General features: G+C 40.7%; 16 protein-coding genes. 12 read left to right on the plus strand and 4 right to left on the minus strand.

The window, feature by feature from the left end:
* The first annotated feature begins 102 nt into the window (after positions 1 to 102).
* The 7 genes from MKY19_RS09255 (at position 103) to MKY19_RS09285 (ending at position 7,254) form a co-directional block, all read left to right on the plus strand.
* On the plus strand, positions 103 to 2,190 hold the full coding sequence (locus MKY19_RS09255; RefSeq protein WP_339802158.1) for an alpha/beta hydrolase fold domain-containing protein: 2,088 nt from the start codon (positions 103 to 105) through the stop codon (positions 2,188 to 2,190).
* A gap of 166 nt (positions 2,191 to 2,356) precedes the next feature.
* Positions 2,357 to 2,953, plus strand: coding sequence for a TetR/AcrR family transcriptional regulator (locus MKY19_RS09260; RefSeq protein ID WP_339802162.1), 597 nt, complete (start codon positions 2,357 to 2,359; stop codon positions 2,951 to 2,953).
* Positions 2,954 to 3,035: 82 nt separating this feature from the next.
* Positions 3,036 to 3,494 carry an FMN-binding protein gene (locus MKY19_RS09265; protein WP_339802165.1) on the plus strand — a complete coding sequence of 153 codons (459 nt, stop codon included), beginning with the start codon at positions 3,036 to 3,038 and terminating at the stop codon, positions 3,492 to 3,494.
* Between the two features lie 20 nt (positions 3,495 to 3,514).
* Positions 3,515 to 4,036 (plus strand): hypothetical protein, encoded by a 522-nt coding sequence (locus MKY19_RS09270; RefSeq protein ID WP_076283284.1) that lies wholly within the window; start codon positions 3,515 to 3,517, stop codon positions 4,034 to 4,036.
* Positions 4,037 to 4,170: 134 nt separating this feature from the next.
* A complete protein-coding gene (locus MKY19_RS09275; protein ID WP_042186601.1) occupies positions 4,171 to 4,818 on the plus strand; it encodes a hypothetical protein in 648 nt (215 codons plus the stop codon).
* Between the two features lie 123 nt (positions 4,819 to 4,941).
* Complete coding sequence (locus tag MKY19_RS09280) at positions 4,942 to 5,751, plus strand: acyltransferase domain-containing protein (protein ID WP_339802170.1); 810 nt, start codon at positions 4,942 to 4,944, stop codon at positions 5,749 to 5,751.
* Positions 5,752 to 6,015: 264 nt separating this feature from the next.
* Positions 6,016 to 7,254 carry an RICIN domain-containing protein gene (locus MKY19_RS09285; protein WP_339802172.1) on the plus strand — a complete coding sequence of 413 codons (1,239 nt, stop codon included), beginning with the start codon at positions 6,016 to 6,018 and terminating at the stop codon, positions 7,252 to 7,254.
* 131 nt (positions 7,255 to 7,385) lie between these two features.
* On the opposite strand, the gene MKY19_RS09290 is transcribed toward MKY19_RS09285, so the two are convergent.
* Both MKY19_RS09290 and coaA read right to left on the minus strand, forming a co-directional pair.
* Positions 7,386 to 8,390: a glycosyltransferase family 8 protein gene (locus tag MKY19_RS09290; RefSeq protein ID WP_339802175.1), complete on the minus strand. Its 1,005-nt coding sequence runs from the start codon at positions 8,388 to 8,390 to the stop codon at positions 7,386 to 7,388.
* A gap of 162 nt (positions 8,391 to 8,552) precedes the next feature.
* Positions 8,553 to 9,488: a type I pantothenate kinase gene (gene coaA / locus MKY19_RS09295; RefSeq protein WP_339802178.1), complete on the minus strand. Its 936-nt coding sequence runs from the start codon at positions 9,486 to 9,488 to the stop codon at positions 8,553 to 8,555.
* A gap of 152 nt (positions 9,489 to 9,640) precedes the next feature.
* On the opposite strand from coaA, the gene MKY19_RS09300 reads away from it, so the two are divergent.
* Positions 9,641 to 10,747, plus strand: a complete 1,107-nt coding sequence (locus tag MKY19_RS09300) for an acyl-CoA thioester hydrolase/BAAT C-terminal domain-containing protein (protein WP_339802180.1) — start codon at positions 9,641 to 9,643, stop codon at positions 10,745 to 10,747.
* A gap of 92 nt (positions 10,748 to 10,839) precedes the next feature.
* Here MKY19_RS09300 and MKY19_RS09305 read toward each other — a convergent pair whose 3' ends face one another.
* The gene (locus MKY19_RS09305; RefSeq protein WP_042186616.1) at positions 10,840 to 11,220 is read right to left on the minus strand and encodes a VOC family protein; all 381 of its coding nucleotides are present in this window, start codon (positions 11,218 to 11,220) and stop codon (positions 10,840 to 10,842) included.
* Positions 11,221 to 11,441: 221 nt separating this feature from the next.
* Here MKY19_RS09305 and MKY19_RS09310 point away from each other — a divergent pair, with 221 nt between their 5' ends.
* Together MKY19_RS09310 and MKY19_RS09315 are read left to right on the plus strand one after the other, a co-directional pair.
* Positions 11,442 to 12,479: an NADH:flavin oxidoreductase/NADH oxidase gene (locus MKY19_RS09310; protein WP_339802183.1), complete on the plus strand. Its 1,038-nt coding sequence runs from the start codon at positions 11,442 to 11,444 to the stop codon at positions 12,477 to 12,479.
* Between the two features lie 164 nt (positions 12,480 to 12,643).
* Positions 12,644 to 13,081: a helix-turn-helix domain-containing protein gene (locus MKY19_RS09315; protein WP_081383065.1), complete on the plus strand. Its 438-nt coding sequence runs from the start codon at positions 12,644 to 12,646 to the stop codon at positions 13,079 to 13,081.
* Between the two features lie 88 nt (positions 13,082 to 13,169).
* On the opposite strand, the gene MKY19_RS09320 is transcribed toward MKY19_RS09315, so the two are convergent.
* Positions 13,170 to 13,754 carry a GNAT family N-acetyltransferase gene (locus MKY19_RS09320; protein ID WP_339802185.1) on the minus strand — a complete coding sequence of 195 codons (585 nt, stop codon included), beginning with the start codon at positions 13,752 to 13,754 and terminating at the stop codon, positions 13,170 to 13,172.
* A 257-nt stretch (positions 13,755 to 14,011) separates the two neighbouring features.
* Between MKY19_RS09320 and MKY19_RS09325 the strand changes: the two genes are divergently transcribed.
* Together MKY19_RS09325 and MKY19_RS09330 are read left to right on the plus strand one after the other, a co-directional pair.
* Complete coding sequence (locus tag MKY19_RS09325; RefSeq protein WP_339802188.1) at positions 14,012 to 17,770, plus strand: alpha-L-arabinofuranosidase C-terminal domain-containing protein; 3,759 nt, start codon at positions 14,012 to 14,014, stop codon at positions 17,768 to 17,770.
* A gap of 259 nt (positions 17,771 to 18,029) precedes the next feature.
* The gene (locus tag MKY19_RS09330) at positions 18,030 to 18,551 is read left to right on the plus strand and encodes a serine acetyltransferase (RefSeq protein WP_339270059.1); all 522 of its coding nucleotides are present in this window, start codon (positions 18,030 to 18,032) and stop codon (positions 18,549 to 18,551) included.
* Positions 18,552 to 18,619 lie beyond the last annotated feature (68 nt).

Here is an 18,619-nt window from a genome sequence, read left to right on the forward strand (position 1 = left end):
GAAGGAATACATAATTGTTAAACGATGCCTTGAATTCTAGAATGATGATATTGGAATTATATTACTTTTTCAAATCCAAAATCATTCTGGGAGGTTGTCATAATGAAGCGTAGGCTTATTTACGTTCTTACGATCCTAGTAATCGTTCTAGGTTCCTGGTTGTTACTGCATAACCAAGAGAATAAGAGCGCTTTAGAAAAGGAAGGAAAAGAAGTGACTAACGTGATTACTACTGACAGTAGTACATCAGCGGCTAAAGTTACTGTCAATAACGGACAAATTTCGGTTCAGTACTTGACTCCCGCTTATAAGGTTACAGTGAAAGGAGATATTTTGTATGCGAGCAAGAAGAATGAGACAGATGCTCTAGAACCGCTGAAACTCGATCTGTACGAGCCGTCTGGCGATAATAACGAGAAGAGGCCTGTATTTATTTTCATTCACGGTGGTGGTTATACAGAAGGGAATAAGAACGATGCAGCAGACTTTTCTACGGGATTGGCGAAGCGAGGATATGCTGTATTGTCCGTTGATTATAGGCTGAAAAAAGATCCATTTACTAATTTCAGCCGCACACTTAATGACGCTTATGAAGATATAACCGATGTGATTAAATGGATCAACGATAACGCAGAGATTTACGGGATGGATGCAAGCCGTATTGTTATCGGTGGTGATTCGGCGGGGGGACATCTAGCCATAAACTTTGTCAATCAATATGTATCACAGGATCCTTCCATCATTAAATCTGTATTTTCTATTGTTGATATTTATGGCGGTGATCTGACGAAAAGTGCGGACAGTAAGCTGCCGCCGGTCCTCATCATTCATGGAACGATAGACAAACTGGTGCCGTACCAGCAAAGTGTTGAATTGGCCGAACAGCTGAAAGAGAAGGGGGTGTATCATAATCTACTCACCATGGAAGGTGTCGGACATGACTACAAGAATGATAAATACATCGATGAAATTATGGAGACGACAACACATTTTCTATGGAATGTCATGAATAGTTCTGATCTTGCAAAGCTGCCAGAAGATTCCGGAATTTCGATTGCTTCCGGCGACGCCTTTGATATTAAGCTGCCTGACGCCTATCGCATTCCTGCGAAGGAGTCGATGAACATCGATTTGCCTGAGGGCTGGATACTTCGTGAACAGGAGGAAGAAGATAGACTTCGGATACAGGTTCCGGATGGCTTGGTACGAGGAAACGATACACTGTTTGTCTCACGAGGCGAAGATCCTAAAACGGCAATGAGCTTCGCTGTCAATGTTAACGTAATCGACCCGCTGACGGTGAAATATGAGACATTTTATGATGAAGCTGCCAAGGAATTAAAAACTCATATGGATGTTACTAATCAGTCTACGAACAATTTCAATGGTTCAGTGGAAGCCGATTATGAAACAGGACGTTCTACTCAGGGGACCTACAACGCCATTGTGGAGAATCTGGAATCAGGAAAGAGTGTCCGGTTAGAGATTCCTGAGCTTGCTAGAGGACAACGGACGCTTAAATCTTATAATGACATAGGTAATCTATTGCAGACGACGTTAGATTCCTTTAACGCACTGTTGTTGCCAAAACTCAGTAAGCCCATTGAAATCAATGGTAACCTATCAGATTGGAGTGATCTGGCTCGCTTTGATGTGAAGGATATCAAAATCAATGGTTGGCAAGGTGAGCAGGATATCAGTGCGACTGGTTCCTTAACTTGGGACGAGGATAACCTTTATCTAGGGGTAGAAGTTATAGATAACAAGCATGAACAGTCGGCATCAGGCGATGCCATTTGGAGTGGGGACAGCATTCAGATTGGGATTGGTATTGCAAACTTAGACGGAACGGTACCCTCGGAGTATCATGAACTAGGTGTGGCTCGGGGAAATGCAGGGAATTTACTCAAGTGGCGCTGGCTAACCCCAATGGGATTCAATATAAATGATGCCCTAGAGCTAAAGTATGCGGTGAGTCGTTCAGATTCAACAACCAGCTACGAATTAGCCATACCCTGGCGTGAACTGAGCCATGACATTACGCAGGTGAAGCAAGGAATGAAGCTTAAGTTTTCGCTGCTGGTCAATGATAATGACGGCGAGGGGCGTAGAGGCTGGCTGGAATACAATAGTGGCATAGGTTCTTCGAAGGATGTTAATGCCTTCGGGGATCTGTACCTGATGGATTAAGAGGATCTCATGAAACTATAAGTTTCTGTAACTATCGGGAAAACGGCAGAGATGCCGTTTTTTTATTTTATTGTCGCTCAATGAACGAAAAGATAACAAATAAGTTTTGCATTGACACATCCAACTTTTGACATTATGATATGAATGAAAAAATAATTATTCATTCATGGAGATGCGGAAAGTGGAAGATAAAAAAACAAAGATTTATGATTGTGGGAAAGAGATATTTAGCAATAAAGGTTTTAAGGATACGAATGTCTCGGACATTACAAAAAAAGCTGGAATAGCTATAGGAACCTTTTACAATTATTATCCTTCTAAGGAAAAGCTTTTTATGGATATCTTTCTTGAAGAAAATGCGAAACTCAAAAAAAACTGTATGGAATCCCTTGACATGACCCAAAGCCCTGTGATTGTAATTCGGCAGATGATGGCACTCAATGTGGAAGGCATAATATCGAACCCCATTCTAAAGGAATGGTACAACAAAAGTGTTTTTGGGAAAATCGAACAGCTTTATCGAGAAGAAACCGGCATTCAGGTGAACGATTTCTTATATGACAGCTTCCATGAAATTGTGCAGCAATGGCAAACCGAAGGCAAGATGCGAAGCGATATGGACAGCAAAATGATTATGATGGTCTTCGCCGCCATGATCAATGTGGAGACCCACAAGGAAGAAATAGGACTGGAGTTCTTTCCACAATTACTGGACTATATGATGGAACTAATCATGAAGGGTCTTACAGACTGCCCCAAATAGAACGAATGAGGCAGTTTTTTTATCCCTTAAAATGAATGAATAATATAATATTCATTCAAAAACTGAGAAGAGGGGCATGCGAATGAACATTGTTGTAAGTAGTAAAAGGAAGATCTCAATGTGGATGGTTATACTGATCATCTTCGTCGTGATTGTAGTCATCGTATGGGGAGGGATTCTCTTAAGCGCTTCAGGGAGGCGTGAAGTTCAGAAGCTTACTATCGACGTCATTGATTTTCAAAAGCTGCGTGATGGAACCTATGTGGGAGAATATATCGGCACAAAGGATCATTCCAGAGATACCAAGGTTCAGGCATCAATATCTGAGGGTCAAATTTTAGATATTAAAATACTCAAAGGCGCTTTAGATAAAAATGGAAATCTGCTGAAAATGAAGGGGGGGATAAGCATTGGTGATTTGTTTAGACATGTGATTGAATCACAATCCCTTCAGGTAGACGTTATTAGTGGGGCAACGCTTACCTCTAAAGCACATCTTAAGGCACTAGAAAATGCACTGGAGCAAGCAAAGACGAAATAATTCGTTTCAGGAGGGCTAAGATGAACATTGCAGTCATATCGTATTCATTCACAGGCAACAATGATGCATTAGCTGGCAGTGTGGCTAAAGAACTGTCATCTGAATATTTTCAGATTTCTGAATCCAAGCCGCGGACATTGAGTTCCATTACAATGGATATGATTTTCAGCAGGATACCGTTGGTACAGCCATCACCTAATGTATTAGTGAAGTATGATTTGATCCTCTTTTTCGGGCCGATCTGGATGGGGCAAGTGGCCACACCACTCCGACCCTATTTAAAGCATTTGAAAACAAATCCGAACAAGTATGGTTTTATTTCAATCAGTGGCGGAGCGGACGGACCCAACACGAAGGTACCAGGCGAACTCAGGAAAAGAACTGGGGCTGATCCCGTTGTATTTATAGATCTGTATATCGCTGACTTAATATCGACAAATCCTAAACCGACACGGAAAGCTACTTCTGCTTACAAGTTAGATCCTGGGGATATCAAACAATTAACCAGTATAGTAGTGAAGAAAATAATGGATGTGACTTAAGTAAGAGTTGCCCCATAAATAAACGGCAGAGATGCCGTTTATTTATTTTCTCCTCAACTGGTAGGAATTTGTCTATTATTAAAGTGTCAGTTCAATTCACTAGATGGTATGATAGGAGCGGGAGGGAATTTAAAATGACCAATGAGATAACAAATGAGAACGAAGAAACATTAAACGAGAACGAGGAAATAACCAATGATCCAGAAATGTCTGAGGAGGATATGAATAAGCTAGTGATGGCTGTTCACCATAACGGTCTCGTAGCTTTGAGAGTGCACTTTCAAGACGTTGAAGGACAAGTGTTGAATATGGAGGCCTACGGCCCGGTTTTTGTTTTTCACGTAAAGTCTGAGTTAGACCATGTCTATTCTTGTGGCTTTTTTCTGCGTGAATTGATTGCAAGATTCCAATCGGGTAAGGATCCTGCAGCATGGATGGCTTCATTCTTTGTTGATCTGATGAAGATTGAGGGAGGCAAAACGCTTCCAAAACCGCCTTCAAGTGAAGAAGAAGCTAAAGCGATCATAGACAATGTATTAGTTCCGCAATGTATAAAAGAAATTACCGAAGAATTTGCGCCAGAAGATGTACATGTTGGTCTAGCTTGGAACGAAAAACTAGGTCCGGTTTTCGAGGCTGGATTTCCAGCGATAAGCGATGGGAATAACGTTTGTGCGTTCCCACTGCATTTATTGTTAACGCACTTGCAATTGAATCGGGATCCTTCCGAGCTGCTTGTTCAAGGTATGTATAACATCCGTAAGGAACATGGATTGGAGTAAAACAGGCTCCGAGCCTTGGCCATCCATATAACAAAGAAACGGCAGAAATGCCGTTTCTTTGTTATATTTTATGAGTTTTTACAAGTGGTGTGCTGTATCCATAGGAAATAGGGAGGTTTTCTAGTGAACATCAGAGCATTGTGTGAAGGGATAAAGCTTGATCCAGCGGCTAGACAGCAGGTTTATGAGTTTCAGATGAAAGAGGATGAATATCTAGTTTATAAACAACATTTTTATTTTGACAGATTTTCTTTTTTTGAATCTGTGAAAGCATCGGAGGGCTATCGAAAGCAACTATTATATTTATTTGTGAGATTCGCAGTAGATGCTTATGAAGAGTATCGTATTCGTAACATTGAGGATGAGATCTATTATGATACATTCTCAGATATTCAGATCTGGTGCATGCAATGTCTACGTGATTACGGTGAATATGGTATTGAAGAATATAACTGGCTGCAAGAGCATGTTCAGCTTCGTTTATTTCGTTTGGGAAGAATGCAATTTCAACCTTTTGCGATGGACCGCGATTTAGTTGTTGATGGTTGTAAAATCTTTACCAATCAAATCGTGCTTAATGTGCACATTCCAGCGGGAGAGCCTTTATCCGTTCAAAGTGTCGAGGAATCCTTTCAGTTAGCCAGAGTTTTTTTTAGAGGTATAACTCCAGTGTTTATTTGTCATTCATGGCTGCTTGATCCGGAATTAAGTGAGATCATGAACCCAGAATCGAACATTATTCAGTTTCAAAGTCGGTTCTACATTTATGAAGTCGATAAAAGTTCCAAGGAAGCAGAAGAAAGAATATTTAGTAAACTAAGTATGACCCCTCAAGAGTACGAAGAGAACACCCAACTGCAACGGCGTGCAAAAGCCTTTTTAATTGCAGGAGGTAAACTAGGAAGTGGCTATGGGATTAAAGTACATAAGTAAGGTTGAAATCTTGGCATATTACGGATAGAGAAGACGTACACTGCAAATGAAGTGATGCGTTAACCTGACTCTGGCTGTAATAGCTGGTTCTAGGGATAGCGTCTTATTTTATCCAAAAACGAAACCGGTTTCAAATGTGCGAGCGCGCCGTGCAATGAAATCAATAAGATCAAAGAGGTGATTCCATTGGGCTGACTCTGGGCAGATATCGTCTTAAGCATTTCTGTGTCCTATAATTTTTTCATTTATTAGGAGGAGACGACGATGTTGAGAAAAGGAAAAATGCTAAGTCTATTTCTGCTGTTCACACTTATGATTGCTCTAGTGCCTACTGGTCATTCAAGTGCAGCCTCGAACTGGAATCTGGTATGGAGCGATGAATTTGACGGGAATTCTCTGAATACTAATAATTGGTCGGCTGAAATCGGCACGGGTATCGACGGTTGGGGAAACCATGAGCTTCAGTATTATACCAGTCGTCCACAGAACCTGCAGGTAACAGGTGGCAATCTAGCAATAACAGCGCAAAAAGAATCGTATGGAGGAATGAATTATACCTCTGCACGGATCAAAACACAGGGACTTAAAAGTTTTACCTATGGAAAAATCGAAGCTAGAATCAAGCTGCCTTCAGGCCAAGGACTCTGGCCGGCGTTTTGGATGCTGGGATCGAATATTGATTCGGTGGGTTGGCCGAATTCTGGGGAAACGGACATTATGGAGCATGTGAACAATAATGCTTCTGTTAATGGGACGGTACACTGGGATGCCAATGGGCATGCTAGTTATGGTCAGGTTTCCGGTAATCTTGATTTCTCTCAGTACCATGTGTACAGCGTAGAATGGGATACGAATTATATTAAATGGTTTGTTGATGGCAACCAATATAATGCTTTTTATATCGAGAACGGAACTGGAAATACGGAGGAATTCCAGAAACCTTTCTTCATTCTGCTAAACCTTGCAGTGGGTGGGGATTGGCCTGGAGGACCAAACGGTTCAACTGCTTTCCCTGCACAAATGCTGGTTGATTACGTACGTGTGTATCAGACTACGCCTAACTCAAGCATCGTGAGTGGCGGGATTTATACTTTGGCTGATAAGGCTAGTGGTAAGGTTCTCGACGTTATAGATGTTTCTACAGCAAACGGGGCAAAGATGCAGCAATGGACCAATTACACAGCTAATAATCAGAAATTCAAAGTGGAAAGTACGGGAGACGGCTACTATAAGCTGACAGCAGTGCATAGTGGAAAAGTGTTGGATGTGCCGAACTCATCAACCGTCAGTGGTGTACAGTTGCAGCAGTGGGATGACAATGGTACCAACGCTCAGCGGTGGAGCATTGTAGATGTAGGGGGTGGATACTACAAACTAATTTCTAAAGTGAGTGGATTAGTCATGGATGTAAACGGAGCCTCAACGGCAGACGGTGCAGCGGTTCAGCAGTGGACGGATAATGGAAGCGATGCTCAGAAATGGTTTTTTACTAAAGTGAACTAAAAGGATTTATTATACGATCATGTTCAAGAAAAACGGCAGAGTGCCGTTTTTCAGAATGACGAGAAACCCAATTCACTGGATGGCCTTGGGTTTCTCGAGAGACTGAGCCCCTATTCAATAGGGGCTGCCTTTTAGCGTTTAATGCGTCGTTGGTTTTGTATTCTTGTGTTGATTACAATGCCTTTTCTCCTTCTTATCGTTCTAATTAATTTCAATTGGAACAGTGAAAGGGGCGAGATTCTTGTGCGAATAATTTTAATTCTACGTTTATAAATGATTCGTCTATTACTTTTTCGTATGAACCGCCGCTTAACATAGCTGACCTTCCGTCTTCTTCGTTTTAATTTGGCTTTAAAAGCTCTCCAAGGGGTTAAATTTAGGAACTTGCGATACAGCGCAAACCCTGAGGAATCTTTATTCCAGCATTTCTCATCCCCGGCAAAATGGACAATTTTATTATTATAGTCATGATCTGGGATGGCCATGTTAAATGAATTAAAACGGATATCGAGTGGGAGGTAATTCGCTCCAAAAACTGCATTTAGAACATCCTGATCCGGCATAGTGACATCCGGGAAAGTGCGCAAGAAGTTCAGCATCTCTTGGTACCAGTTCGTATTCTGGCGGATATTATTCAAAGCAAATACGATCACTCCGGAATTAAAATAAATCTCAGGATTTAGCCCCTTGGCGCTTACAATAGGTGCCACATCCATAATGCCCTGATCCCAAATTGCCCCTAAATATTTATCATTCAGCTCAACTTGCCACAGCTCCGCGATATCTATGTTTACCAATACATCACAATCCAGATAAATAATTTTGTCAGAAGGAATTAACGCGGGAAGCAGCAATCGGTACATACTTGCATGTGTCCACATATCGATAGAATTAATATTGGCAAGAACCTGGAGCATATCTTCGGGTAAAGTAATCGAATAAAAGCTAATCGTATGCTGATGTTTAGTGGTTAATCTGGTGAGCTTTCGCTTGTTAACTTCGGTTAAAGAGGCATCATGTAAAATATGAACATGGATTGGGGAACTTGTATGATGAAAAACTGACGCTAAAACGACACCGGCATGCTCTACATACTTTCCATCCTTATCTTGAAAGGCCAAGGCAATTTCGATCATTTGATTTATCCTCTCTCTACATTAGTGTACGAATGTACCACAGTATACGTTTGCCCTGGCAAGAGGATAAAGGCATTACACCTACGATATTCACCCAATTTTTTTTGCACATAAAAAAACCAAGCTCTGCAAATCAGAGACTTGGTTTGTGAGAACAATTTCTTATTTTCGCAGCTTAATGCGATCTATGTGATGATTGTTATTTTTAAATAGTATAAGATCTGCACGATTTCTGGTAGGCAAAATATTGTGTATCAAATTTTCAAAATTGATTTCTTTCCATATTCTTTTCGAGATCTCGATAGATTCTTCTAGTGATAACTGTGCATATTTTTTAAAATAAGATTGCTCATCTTGGAAGGCGGTATCTCTAAGCTTAATAAACCGGTCAATATACCATTTCTCAATATTATTCACATCAGCATCCACATAAATTGAAAAATCAAAGAAATCAGATACAAAATAGTTTGGCATACTTTGATTAATTGTCAAACTAGTCTGAAGAACATTTAATCCTTCAACAATTAGGATGTCCGGGTTCTCGATCGTAATACATTCATTTGGCACGATATCATAAGTTAGATGCGAGTATACAGGACTTTGAACACCCGAAACACCAGACTTCACTTTAGTTAAAAATGAAATTAAACTACGTGTGTCGTAGCTTTCAGGAAATCCCTTTTTCTTCATGATTCCACGCTTTTCCAGCTCAGCATTGGGAAGTAGAAACCCGTCAGTTGTAACTAAATCTACTTTTGGATGAGAAGGTAATTGAGAGAGGAGCTTCTGAAGAAGTCTAGCGGTTGTACTCTTGCCAACAGCGACACTTCCGGCGATGCCTATGATAAATGGACCTTTTTTAAGATCGTTATTAAGAAAGTGATTTATAGAATCTTTAAATGTATGAGAGGCTTGAAGCTGCAAATGTATCAATTGGGATAGAGGAAGATAGACCTCATTTACATCCTCAATCGAAATTTTATCGTTAATACTTTGGATATCACTAAGCTCTTCTTCTGATAATTGGATAGCGGTGAAATCGCTTAGCTTCTTCCAATCCTCACGTAAATAAAGTGTATATGCTGAATTATTCACCATTAAAGTTTCCACATCCCTGAGTTTTTTAAAGATTCACCTGCACTTAGGTATTATAACCGTTCATTCAACTTGATTCCATTCATAGCAATCGACATTAGTATGGACATTATGGAGAATTCATTTCAATAAATAGGAAAATAAATTAAAATATAGTGAACGAGGAGGAATGGAGTGGAACCATGGGAGTTTTTCGAAGAGTTGAAATATTAACGGATGACACGCGCAAGGGTACGTTCCAAGAAGAGTCAGAGCCCAGAAAAATCGTGATAAGTATTTATTATCCGGATAAGGATGGTTTGCTCGATAACAACGAATCTGAAATGAAATATATGGATCTTTTCCGGCCCTGTGAACAACATGCAAGAGAAATTCTAGAAGATATTGGAATGAATATGGATATCATAGATGGATTATCTACCTCAATCAGCGAGGGAGCATTGCAACAAAAATCTAAACGATCCTATCCTGTCATTATCTACTCTCCTGCACTAGGCTTAGATAGAGATATGTATATTTACAATATACAAGCGCTGGTAAAGCGAGAATTTATAGTGGTAACCGTCAGTGCTGCTTATGAAGCCATGTTTACAGTTAGTCCAAGTGGAGAATTTATGAATCAATCAGAGGTCATGAGGACAATACAGGCTACAGATTATAGCGAATTACATCACTTAATTTCTATTCGAAAAAAGGATATAAAGTATGTATTAGATCACCTATCCAATCTGAATTCAAGAATGGAAAGTTTTGATATGGACAAGGTTGGCATTGTTGGACATTCAATCGGTGGTGCTACTGCATTAGATTTAACTATGGAAGATGATAGAATTAAAGCCGCAGTTTTATTAGATGCAAGTATGCATTTATATATTGAGAATGAAGTGAAGAATAATACGGTACCCCTACTTGTAATAAGGCAAAAAGCTTCTGCTTTAGAATCCTTAAGCATTATTTTACAGGAGAAAATAGCAAATGATTTCATCAAAGGACAAGAGAAGCTTTTTCGGAATTGGAAAGGATATAAATCTTTTTTGAAAATACGAGGTGCTACGCATATGTCTTTTAGTGATATGCCTCTTTTTGAGGAGGACGAAGCTTTATATCATAGAACTTGTGGGATTCATAATCAGATAAATGAGCTTGTCGCTAATTTTTTTCAGGAGCATCTATTGAATCAGGGTAATGCTTATTCTACATTCGTTAGTTATAATCATAGTGATTTCTGTGTGATCAATGGCAGTGGAGATGAAATTCTGTAAACTAGCATACAGGATTTCAAGGGATGTTCGTGTGGGTAAGAAGCTATGAGGTCTCTTTTGAAAAATAAGAAAAATGGCCGAGGGCCGTTTTTTTATCCTTTAATCCCAAAAGCAATCCAGCGCCCATCAACATCTTCAATAACAAATTCCTTGTTATTATAGTCGGTGTTGGCTAATGCTCGGACAATGTTAACACCAGCCGCTTCGAATTCTTTCTCCAGCTGCTCTTGCTGTTTCGTAATAAAATAGGCATCGTAACCATAGCCATACAATTCTCGATTAGGAATAACCCTTTGTCCTTGGGATTGAGTAAGGATAATTTCTGTATCATCACGATAGAGGCAAACATGCGGTTCTTCCGTATCTAAATAGGGCACAACTTGAAAGCCTAAGTACTGATTGTAATAAGCAGCGGTGCGCTCAATATTCAGGGTAGGAAAGATACTATGTGATTGTAAAAGCTTTTTGTCCACTTGTGAGTTCATCCTTTCTAAGAAAATAGATACCCATATATTACCTTGGGGCTAAGATTTCAACAATACATGGAGTTATTAAACCGCAGGAGACATTCATGGTTGACACCTTAGTTATTCTATAATAATATACATGCATGAGCATGCATTAATTAATTTCTGCTAAAACATGTTTTTAATGTTCATAATAAATTTAGTTTTTTATAAAGAGGAGAGATATCATGAAGAACTTGTTTACCCCTTATGAAATGAAGGATTTGAAATTGAAGAACCGCGTGGTTATGCCTCCGATGTGTCAGTATTCAGTGACTAACAAGGACGGAATTGCTACCGATTGGCATTATAATCATTACGTAAGCCGCGCCATTGGAGGAACAGGATTAATTATTATTGAAATGACCGATGTAGAGCCTGATGGCCGAATTACTGATTTTGACCTTGGCATTTGGTCCGATGAGCAAATACCTGCATTGGCTAGAATTGTTGATGCTTGTCATGCTTATGGGGCAAAAGTAGGTATTCAAATTGCTCATGCTGGGCGTAAGGCTGAAGATGCAGCAGTTCCTGTATCCTCTTCTGCCGTTCCATTTGATGCTGACTCCAAAACACCACGTGCCCTAACGACTGAAGAAGTGAAGGGTATGGTTGAAAAATTCCGGTTAGGCGTGAAGCGTGCGATTCAAGCGGGGTTTGATGTTATCGAGCTTCATGGTGCGCACGGTTACCTTATTCATCAGTTCCATTCACCATTAACGAATCAAAGAACAGATGAATATGGCCAAGATTTGACCTTGTTTGGTACTGAAATCATTCGTGCAGCGAAAAGTGAAATGCCTGAAGGAATGCCATTGATCATGCGTATCTCAGCTCAAGAATATGTAGAGGGCGGATACGGCATTAAAGAAAGCTTGGCATTTAGTAAAGCTTATAAAGAAGCTGGCGCAGATATTTTCCATATTAGTGCAGGTGGTGAAGGTCCTATCGCGGCTGCTGGCAAGCCAGGAACACATGCGGCGTATCAAGTTCCTTTGGCAAGAGAGATAAAAAATGGTTTGAATGTACCGGTGATTGCTGTAGGTAGATTGGATGAACCTGCTCTTGCTAATGCAGTCATTGGGAATGAGGAAGCAGATCTTGTTGCAGTTGGTCGGGGGATGCTGAGAAATCCATATTGGACGCTGGAGGCTGGAGTTGAGCTTCAGCAAGACCCTAGTATTCCTCGGCAGTATGCCTTTGGATTTCCTAGAATTAAAGGCTAAGGACTAACGAAATTAAATGGAATCAGTTGGAAAGACCGGCTTCTTGGAGAAACGGTCTTTTCTCTTTTTTGGATTAAGCTTGGCACAATAGATGTGGAGTGTAGTACTATTATATAGAAGAAAAAATTCATGAATAGTCATACGCTCAGGAGATGAAGAGGTAGATGGACAAAATTCTTAACAATGACCTTATCGCGAATTGGTTGACGTTAACGCATATACAAATGAATGTGACGAATGAATTAGAAGTTAATTTGCAAGCGAATCATGGTTTATCTTTAAAAGAGTTCTACTTGTTATTATTCTTGTCGGAAGCCCCAGAGAAAAAACTAAAATTGCAGAAACTTGAATCCATGGTTGGTTTAAGCCAAAGTGCCGTTTCACGTCTAGTTAGCCGGTTTGAAGCCAAGGGCTGCGGAGCTTTAGAGAGAAAAGCATGCGACAGTGATCGCAGAAGTATTTATACCTCCCTAACCTCCATTGGTGAGGCCAAGCTCATCCGTGCTCAAGAAACCTTTAAAGACACGCTAATGACGGCATTCCCGGAAAAAGATGTGGAACAGCTTCTAGCGCAAATGCTTCGTATGAAGCAGCAATCATGAATCAGCTCAAAAAAACCTCTGTTTAGGTAAATGGATCGTATCTCCATTTCCCATGCAGAGGTTTTTTGCGTGAGAATTTCTTATTCCATTACCGCTTAGAAAGTTGGTAATAATTATAGCTTTCATTTTCAATCGTAATTTCATTCATTAAGTCGAAGTCACATTTTTGTATGACTCTATTTGAGGGCGTATTGTGTACCAGAGCAATAGCGTTTAATACATCGGTAGAAGTGTGCTCAAACAAATACTTAATTAACCCCTCGGCAGCTTGTGTGGTATACCCTTTGCCCCGATGATCCTTGGATATGGCATACATGATTTCTCTGTTCGGAGCGGGTAATTCATCCTTCATTCCTGTACAGCACCAACCGATAAACTCATTCGTCTCTTTTAAAATAATGCCTAAACGAAGACGAAGCTCCCCGATATTTCCATCCGCTGAGACCGCATGTAGAAACTGTTGGTTTTCTTTTATTTCATAGTTTATTAACCAATCTAGCCGTTGTTCTTTAGGAACATTCCAGTCGGGCAGAAATTCTATGATTTCAGGCTGCGTGGTAAGTGCGTGAAACTCGTCTAAATCCTCCACTCTAAACTCTCGTAACAGGATATCTTTACATTCAATTGTAAATAAATCGCGTTTTATTGTTTTATAACCTACATGGTTATTCATATTTCATCTCTCCTTCATACATTCAAATTCATTTTATCATGAATAAAAGGGTCTATTTGGTAATTTTTAATTATAAAAAAGTTTTCTTTTATTTCACACAAATATTAATTAGTTAATATATTAATTGATTATAAAGTGTGTTATTATGTTTCGTATAAAGGTTAAATGATTCACGGATGTAGCGGTTTTGTCGTAGTAATCAGTAGATTGGTTAGACTTTTATGATTTCTAATACAAAAGATGACAGGTGATCTTCTATGAACAATGACAACAGTAATAAATCTATTAATGGTAATTTGATAGCGCATTATAAGTTTGATAACCCCGATCATGTGGGTCAAGATTACTCAGGGAATGGGAACGATGGAACCGCTTCAGGGACTAAGTTGCCATCCATACAGACTGTAGCGGGTAGAAGTGCTGTTTCACTAGCGGGTGGAGAACATGGCACATCCTATATTTCTTTGCCAGATGATCTGCTTAAAGAGGTCAGCGACCAAGCTGGCCTTACTGTCTCGACTTGGATGCATGTAAGTACTGGCGGGAGTTTATGGGAAAGACTGTTCGATTTCGGCAAAGGCGAGACAGGACCCTATATTTTTTTAACGCGTAATTTCCGGGGGACTTGTTTTGCAGGGGAAGATTTAGTCGCAGATCCCGGTAAATCCTTTGCTGCTGGTGAATGGGTGCACGTTGCCTTTGCGGTCACAGGAACAAAAGGTGGAACACTAAGCAGTGCAGGACCTGTGATGTATGTCAATGGTGAGATCGTTGCGGATGGAATGATAAGTCAGACTTCTAGCGGTACATATGCTAAGCTACGCACGTGGTTTGCTACATTTGAGGATCAAGTGAATTATAGTAACAATACGATCGGCAAGTCCCAGTACGCTGCAGATGTAGATTTTGGCGGCTCTCTTTCGGACTTCCGTGTATATAAAGCGGGATTAACGCAGGACGAAGTGATTGAGATTATGTGTGAGTCTTTGACAGATGAAGAGATCGTTAAGCTCGCAAAAGATAAATATTTAACCTTCACTAGTTCAATCATCACCAAAGATATCGAATTACCAGCTTCGCTCATGGGTGGAAAAGTTGACGTGTCCTGGGTATCTAGTGACTCAGCAATTATTTCTAATGCGGGAGTTGTGAATAAAACCGTCCATTCTGCTAAAGGTGTAACGCTTACAGCAGTTTTGAAAAAAGGTGACAGTACAGTAGAGAAGAGTTTCACCGTGTCTGTGCTCCCAGAAGGTTTGCCACCCTACACCTTAACGATCGATGGAAACCATGAGATTTTGGATGTTAGCGAAGTTCTATATGGCCTATTCTATGAAGATATTAATAATGCGGCAGATGGTGGAATTTATGCAGAGCTAGTGCAGAATCGTTCCTTTGAGTCGTTTGCTTTTGACAGCTATTCGCATGTATGTGGTGTGCACGGGACTTCAACAGGAAGAAATTATACACCTCTGCATGCATGGTCCGGTGACACGGACAAAATGACGGTTCATCATACAGGCGGATTAAATGATTTCTTCGGAATCGAAGATAAAGATATGAATGCGCATTATGTGACAGTGGCAGATGGCGCGACGATCAATAATAGAGGCTTTGCGGATTCCAATCAGCACTGCTCAATGTTTATTAAGAAGGATGCTAAGTATAACTTCACGATTTGGGCGAAGGCAGAGGCAGCGGGAACAATCACCCTGCAATTGCTCGACAAAGATGGTAAAGCCATTAGTGATGCAACGGTAGTTGAGGTGAACGGTGACGGTAACTGGAAGAAGTATGGTGTAGAGTCTAAGCTTGTATTAACAGGATCTGAAACTGTACTTGGTCAGCTTGCTTTAACCTTTAACGGTGAGATTTCCATTGATATGGTTTCCTTAATGCCGGAAGATGTTTGGGGCGCTGGGGAAGAAGAACGCTCTGCAACAGCTCATGCTAACTATAAAGGAAATTCCAACTATAGATTGCGAAAAGACTTAGTGAATGCACTTGTTGATCTTCATCCTACATTCTTACGTTTCCCGGGGGGCTGTATTTCTGAAGGCTCTCACATTTGGGAGAATGTGTACGATTGGAAAGAGTCTGTCAACGATATTGAGCTTCGCAAAGAGAACTATAATGTATGGGGCTATATGATGACCATGGGTCTTGGATATATGGAGTATTTTCAATTAGCCGAAGATTTGAATGCAACACCACTTCCGGTTATGGCCTGCGGCGTACTGTGTCAAGCTCGTTCGGATTATGCGAATCCAGCTGGCGGTGCGTTAAGAGATTATTATGTGAAGAACTTTACGGATCTGATTGATTTCGCGATTAGCATGGATTTTGACAATAACGAGTGGGCCGCTTTGCGTAAAAAGATGGGCCATGAAGCAGCGTTTGACCTGCGTTACTTGGGCGTGGGGAATGAAAACTGGGGAACAGAGTTTTTTGCCAACTTCGAGTATTTTAAAACAACGATTGACGAATATATGGTGAAAAACTACCCTGATCATGAACTGACCATTCTTTCTACGGTTGGCGCACAAGCAGATGACGATGCTTATCAGCAAGGCTGGAAATTCCTAAGCGGAAATCTACAGGGCTCGGAACAGATCAGCTTCACGGATGGAACATCGAGTATTGAAGAGACGGTTACCTGGTATGAGAAACAAAAAAACTACATGGATACGATTGCGGACGAGCATTACTACCGTTCCAACGAGTATTTGTTAGAGAATGCGGATCGCTACAATTACTATTACAGAGCTTATAAAGAAGACGGCAGCTTGGACGAGGCTGAAACTTCGAAGGTTTTTGTGGGTGAATATGCTTCGACAGATAAAAATACATTGGCAGGAGCGATTGCTGAAGCGGCGATTATGTCCAGCTTTGAGAATAACTCTGATGTGATTAGACTAGCTGCAACGGCACCTTTGTTCAATAAGGTATTAACAGATGGTACCTACAGATGGACACCAGATTGCATTTGGTTCGATGATGAAACTGTATGGTACACGCCGAACTACTATGTTCAACAGTTGTATGCTAAATATCTCGGCACCAAAGTGGTTGGCACATCGTTCTCGACATATCGCAACGGGGAAAAGGTAGACCTCATTCCTCACGGAGGAATTGAAGTGGCTGCCGGGAAATCATCTGTAGTTGTGAAGCGGGTGAAGGTTACTTCGAATACGGATGGCAGCGTTATGCTAGAGCAAGATTTTACACAGCCGCTGCATGAAGCTTGGAAAGTCATTCCTGGTTCTGCCGGATATACGATTGATCCTTCCAAAGGTCTAGTCTTGAAGGCACAGAACAGCGGACTGAATGGATTGTATATTCTCAATGACGCGTGGACTAATTATAAAGTAGAGGTCGTTCTTGAAAAAGCTTCCGGCGAAGATGGCTTCTATGTAGGTGCAGGTCTGACAGACATTTCACCGGAAAATAAAGATGTTATCGAATATGCGATTGGCTATAATGGCGATGCCACAGGAGTCAAGGTGTACAAGCAAGGGATTGAGGCTTATACACTCGGCGATTATTCCTCTAGTACAGCAGCGGGTAACCTTAGAGCTAGTTGCTATGAAGAGCTAGCGGATCATACGGAATATACCATCACTGTTAATTATGGTGGAGCAGATGGCAAGCATTTGATTTGCTCTTACACAGATGGCAAGACAACAAGCAAAGTGCTTGATTATAAGCTCGAAGCGTATAACAGAGAAGTATACAATTCCGTTACTAAAGATGATAAGTATCTCTATGTAAAGCTTGTGAATGCGGATCGTGTAGAGAAAGCAACGAAGCTTGATCTAAAAGGCTTAAACGTAGCTCCTACCGGTAAATGGATTACTTTAACGGGCGATGCTTCGCTAGTTCACACACCTAATGTGAACAGAAAAAATGATGAGAAGGTTACTCCAGTTGAAACGGAAATCAGGTTTGATAAAGACACTGCAATTGTAAATCTAGCTGCTCATTCTGTGAACGTGATTGTTCTGGATCTTATTTAATAGAAAAGATAGCATTCAGCGCGCGCCGATATCACCTCGGCGCGTGTTGTTGTTTAGGAAGGCTTGTAATCGGTTGATGTTTATATAGGGAGAACTGTCCACTTCTTGATGAATCTCTGAATCTAACATACACTGGTGAAAGCACAATCACCCGAATGACTCTCCATCCTGCGATCCTCCCAGAATATTTTTGACCACACTAATGCTTTCATTTCACGAGAATATAGTTCATATCTTGCCCCTATAGGAGGATGATACAATGATGAAATTATTCAAAACGGACTGGAAGGCAAATCTAAAAAATCCACAAACGATTATGGCTTTGTTTACTTATCGTTTTGGAAATTGGGTGTATTATCGGGTGAAAAGTGGCCTGATCCGCAAACCTTTGTGGCTCCTATATCGCATAATGGATGTGCTTTTTGTTCGAATTGTTGCCAGTGGAGAGCTTCATGCAGAGGCTCAAATTGGTGATGCACTTCATTTACCGCATGGGTTAAATGGCATTATCATTAGTCCTAAAGCGGTGATTGGCAACAACGCTACTATTTTTCACCAAGTGACCATTGGGGGGAGAAATAACTTAGGGGAACCCGTGATTGGTGATAGAGCATTTATCGGAGTAGGTTCTAAGATACTAGGCCCGATTACGCTGGGGAACGATGTTAATATCGGAGCTATGTCTGTTGTGGTTAAGGATGTGCCGGATAATGCTTCAGCAGTAGGGATTCCTGCTAGAAATATTTTGCGAGATGAACCCAAACCTGAGAATACAAGATAACGGCGGGATGTTCTATTACATAGGGTATCGCTTTATTTTAAAAAGTTACAGGGTATAATTAAAGCATC

It is taken from the genome of Paenibacillus sp. FSL R5-0744 (assembly GCF_037972555.1).
Classification (GTDB): Bacteria; Bacillota; Bacilli; order Paenibacillales; family Paenibacillaceae; genus Paenibacillus_AQ.

Coding starts and splice junctions, on each gene's coding strand:
- MKY19_RS09275 (WP_042186601.1), top strand. CDS start 4,171: ATGACCAATGAGATAACAAATGAGAACGAAGAAACATTAAACGAGAAC.
- MKY19_RS09315 (WP_081383065.1), top strand. CDS start 12,644: ATGGACAAAATTCTTAACAATGACCTTATCGCGAATTGGTTGACGTTA.
- coaA (WP_339802178.1), bottom strand. CDS start 9,488: ATGGTGAATAATTCAGCATATACACTTTATTTACGTGAGGATTGGAAG.
- MKY19_RS09260 (WP_339802162.1), top strand. CDS start 2,357: ATGGAGATGCGGAAAGTGGAAGATAAAAAAACAAAGATTTATGATTGT.
- MKY19_RS09290 (WP_339802175.1), bottom strand. CDS start 8,390: ATGATCGAAATTGCCTTGGCCTTTCAAGATAAGGATGGAAAGTATGTA.
- MKY19_RS09265 (WP_339802165.1), top strand. CDS start 3,036: ATGAACATTGTTGTAAGTAGTAAAAGGAAGATCTCAATGTGGATGGTT.
- MKY19_RS09255 (WP_339802158.1), top strand. CDS start 103: ATGAAGCGTAGGCTTATTTACGTTCTTACGATCCTAGTAATCGTTCTA.
- MKY19_RS09330 (WP_339270059.1), top strand. CDS start 18,030: ATGATGAAATTATTCAAAACGGACTGGAAGGCAAATCTAAAAAATCCA.
- MKY19_RS09320 (WP_339802185.1), bottom strand. CDS start 13,754: ATGAATAACCATGTAGGTTATAAAACAATAAAACGCGATTTATTTACA.
- MKY19_RS09310 (WP_339802183.1), top strand. CDS start 11,442: ATGAAGAACTTGTTTACCCCTTATGAAATGAAGGATTTGAAATTGAAG.
- MKY19_RS09325 (WP_339802188.1), top strand. CDS start 14,012: ATGAACAATGACAACAGTAATAAATCTATTAATGGTAATTTGATAGCG.
- MKY19_RS09285 (WP_339802172.1), top strand. CDS start 6,016: ATGTTGAGAAAAGGAAAAATGCTAAGTCTATTTCTGCTGTTCACACTT.
- MKY19_RS09270 (WP_076283284.1), top strand. CDS start 3,515: ATGAACATTGCAGTCATATCGTATTCATTCACAGGCAACAATGATGCA.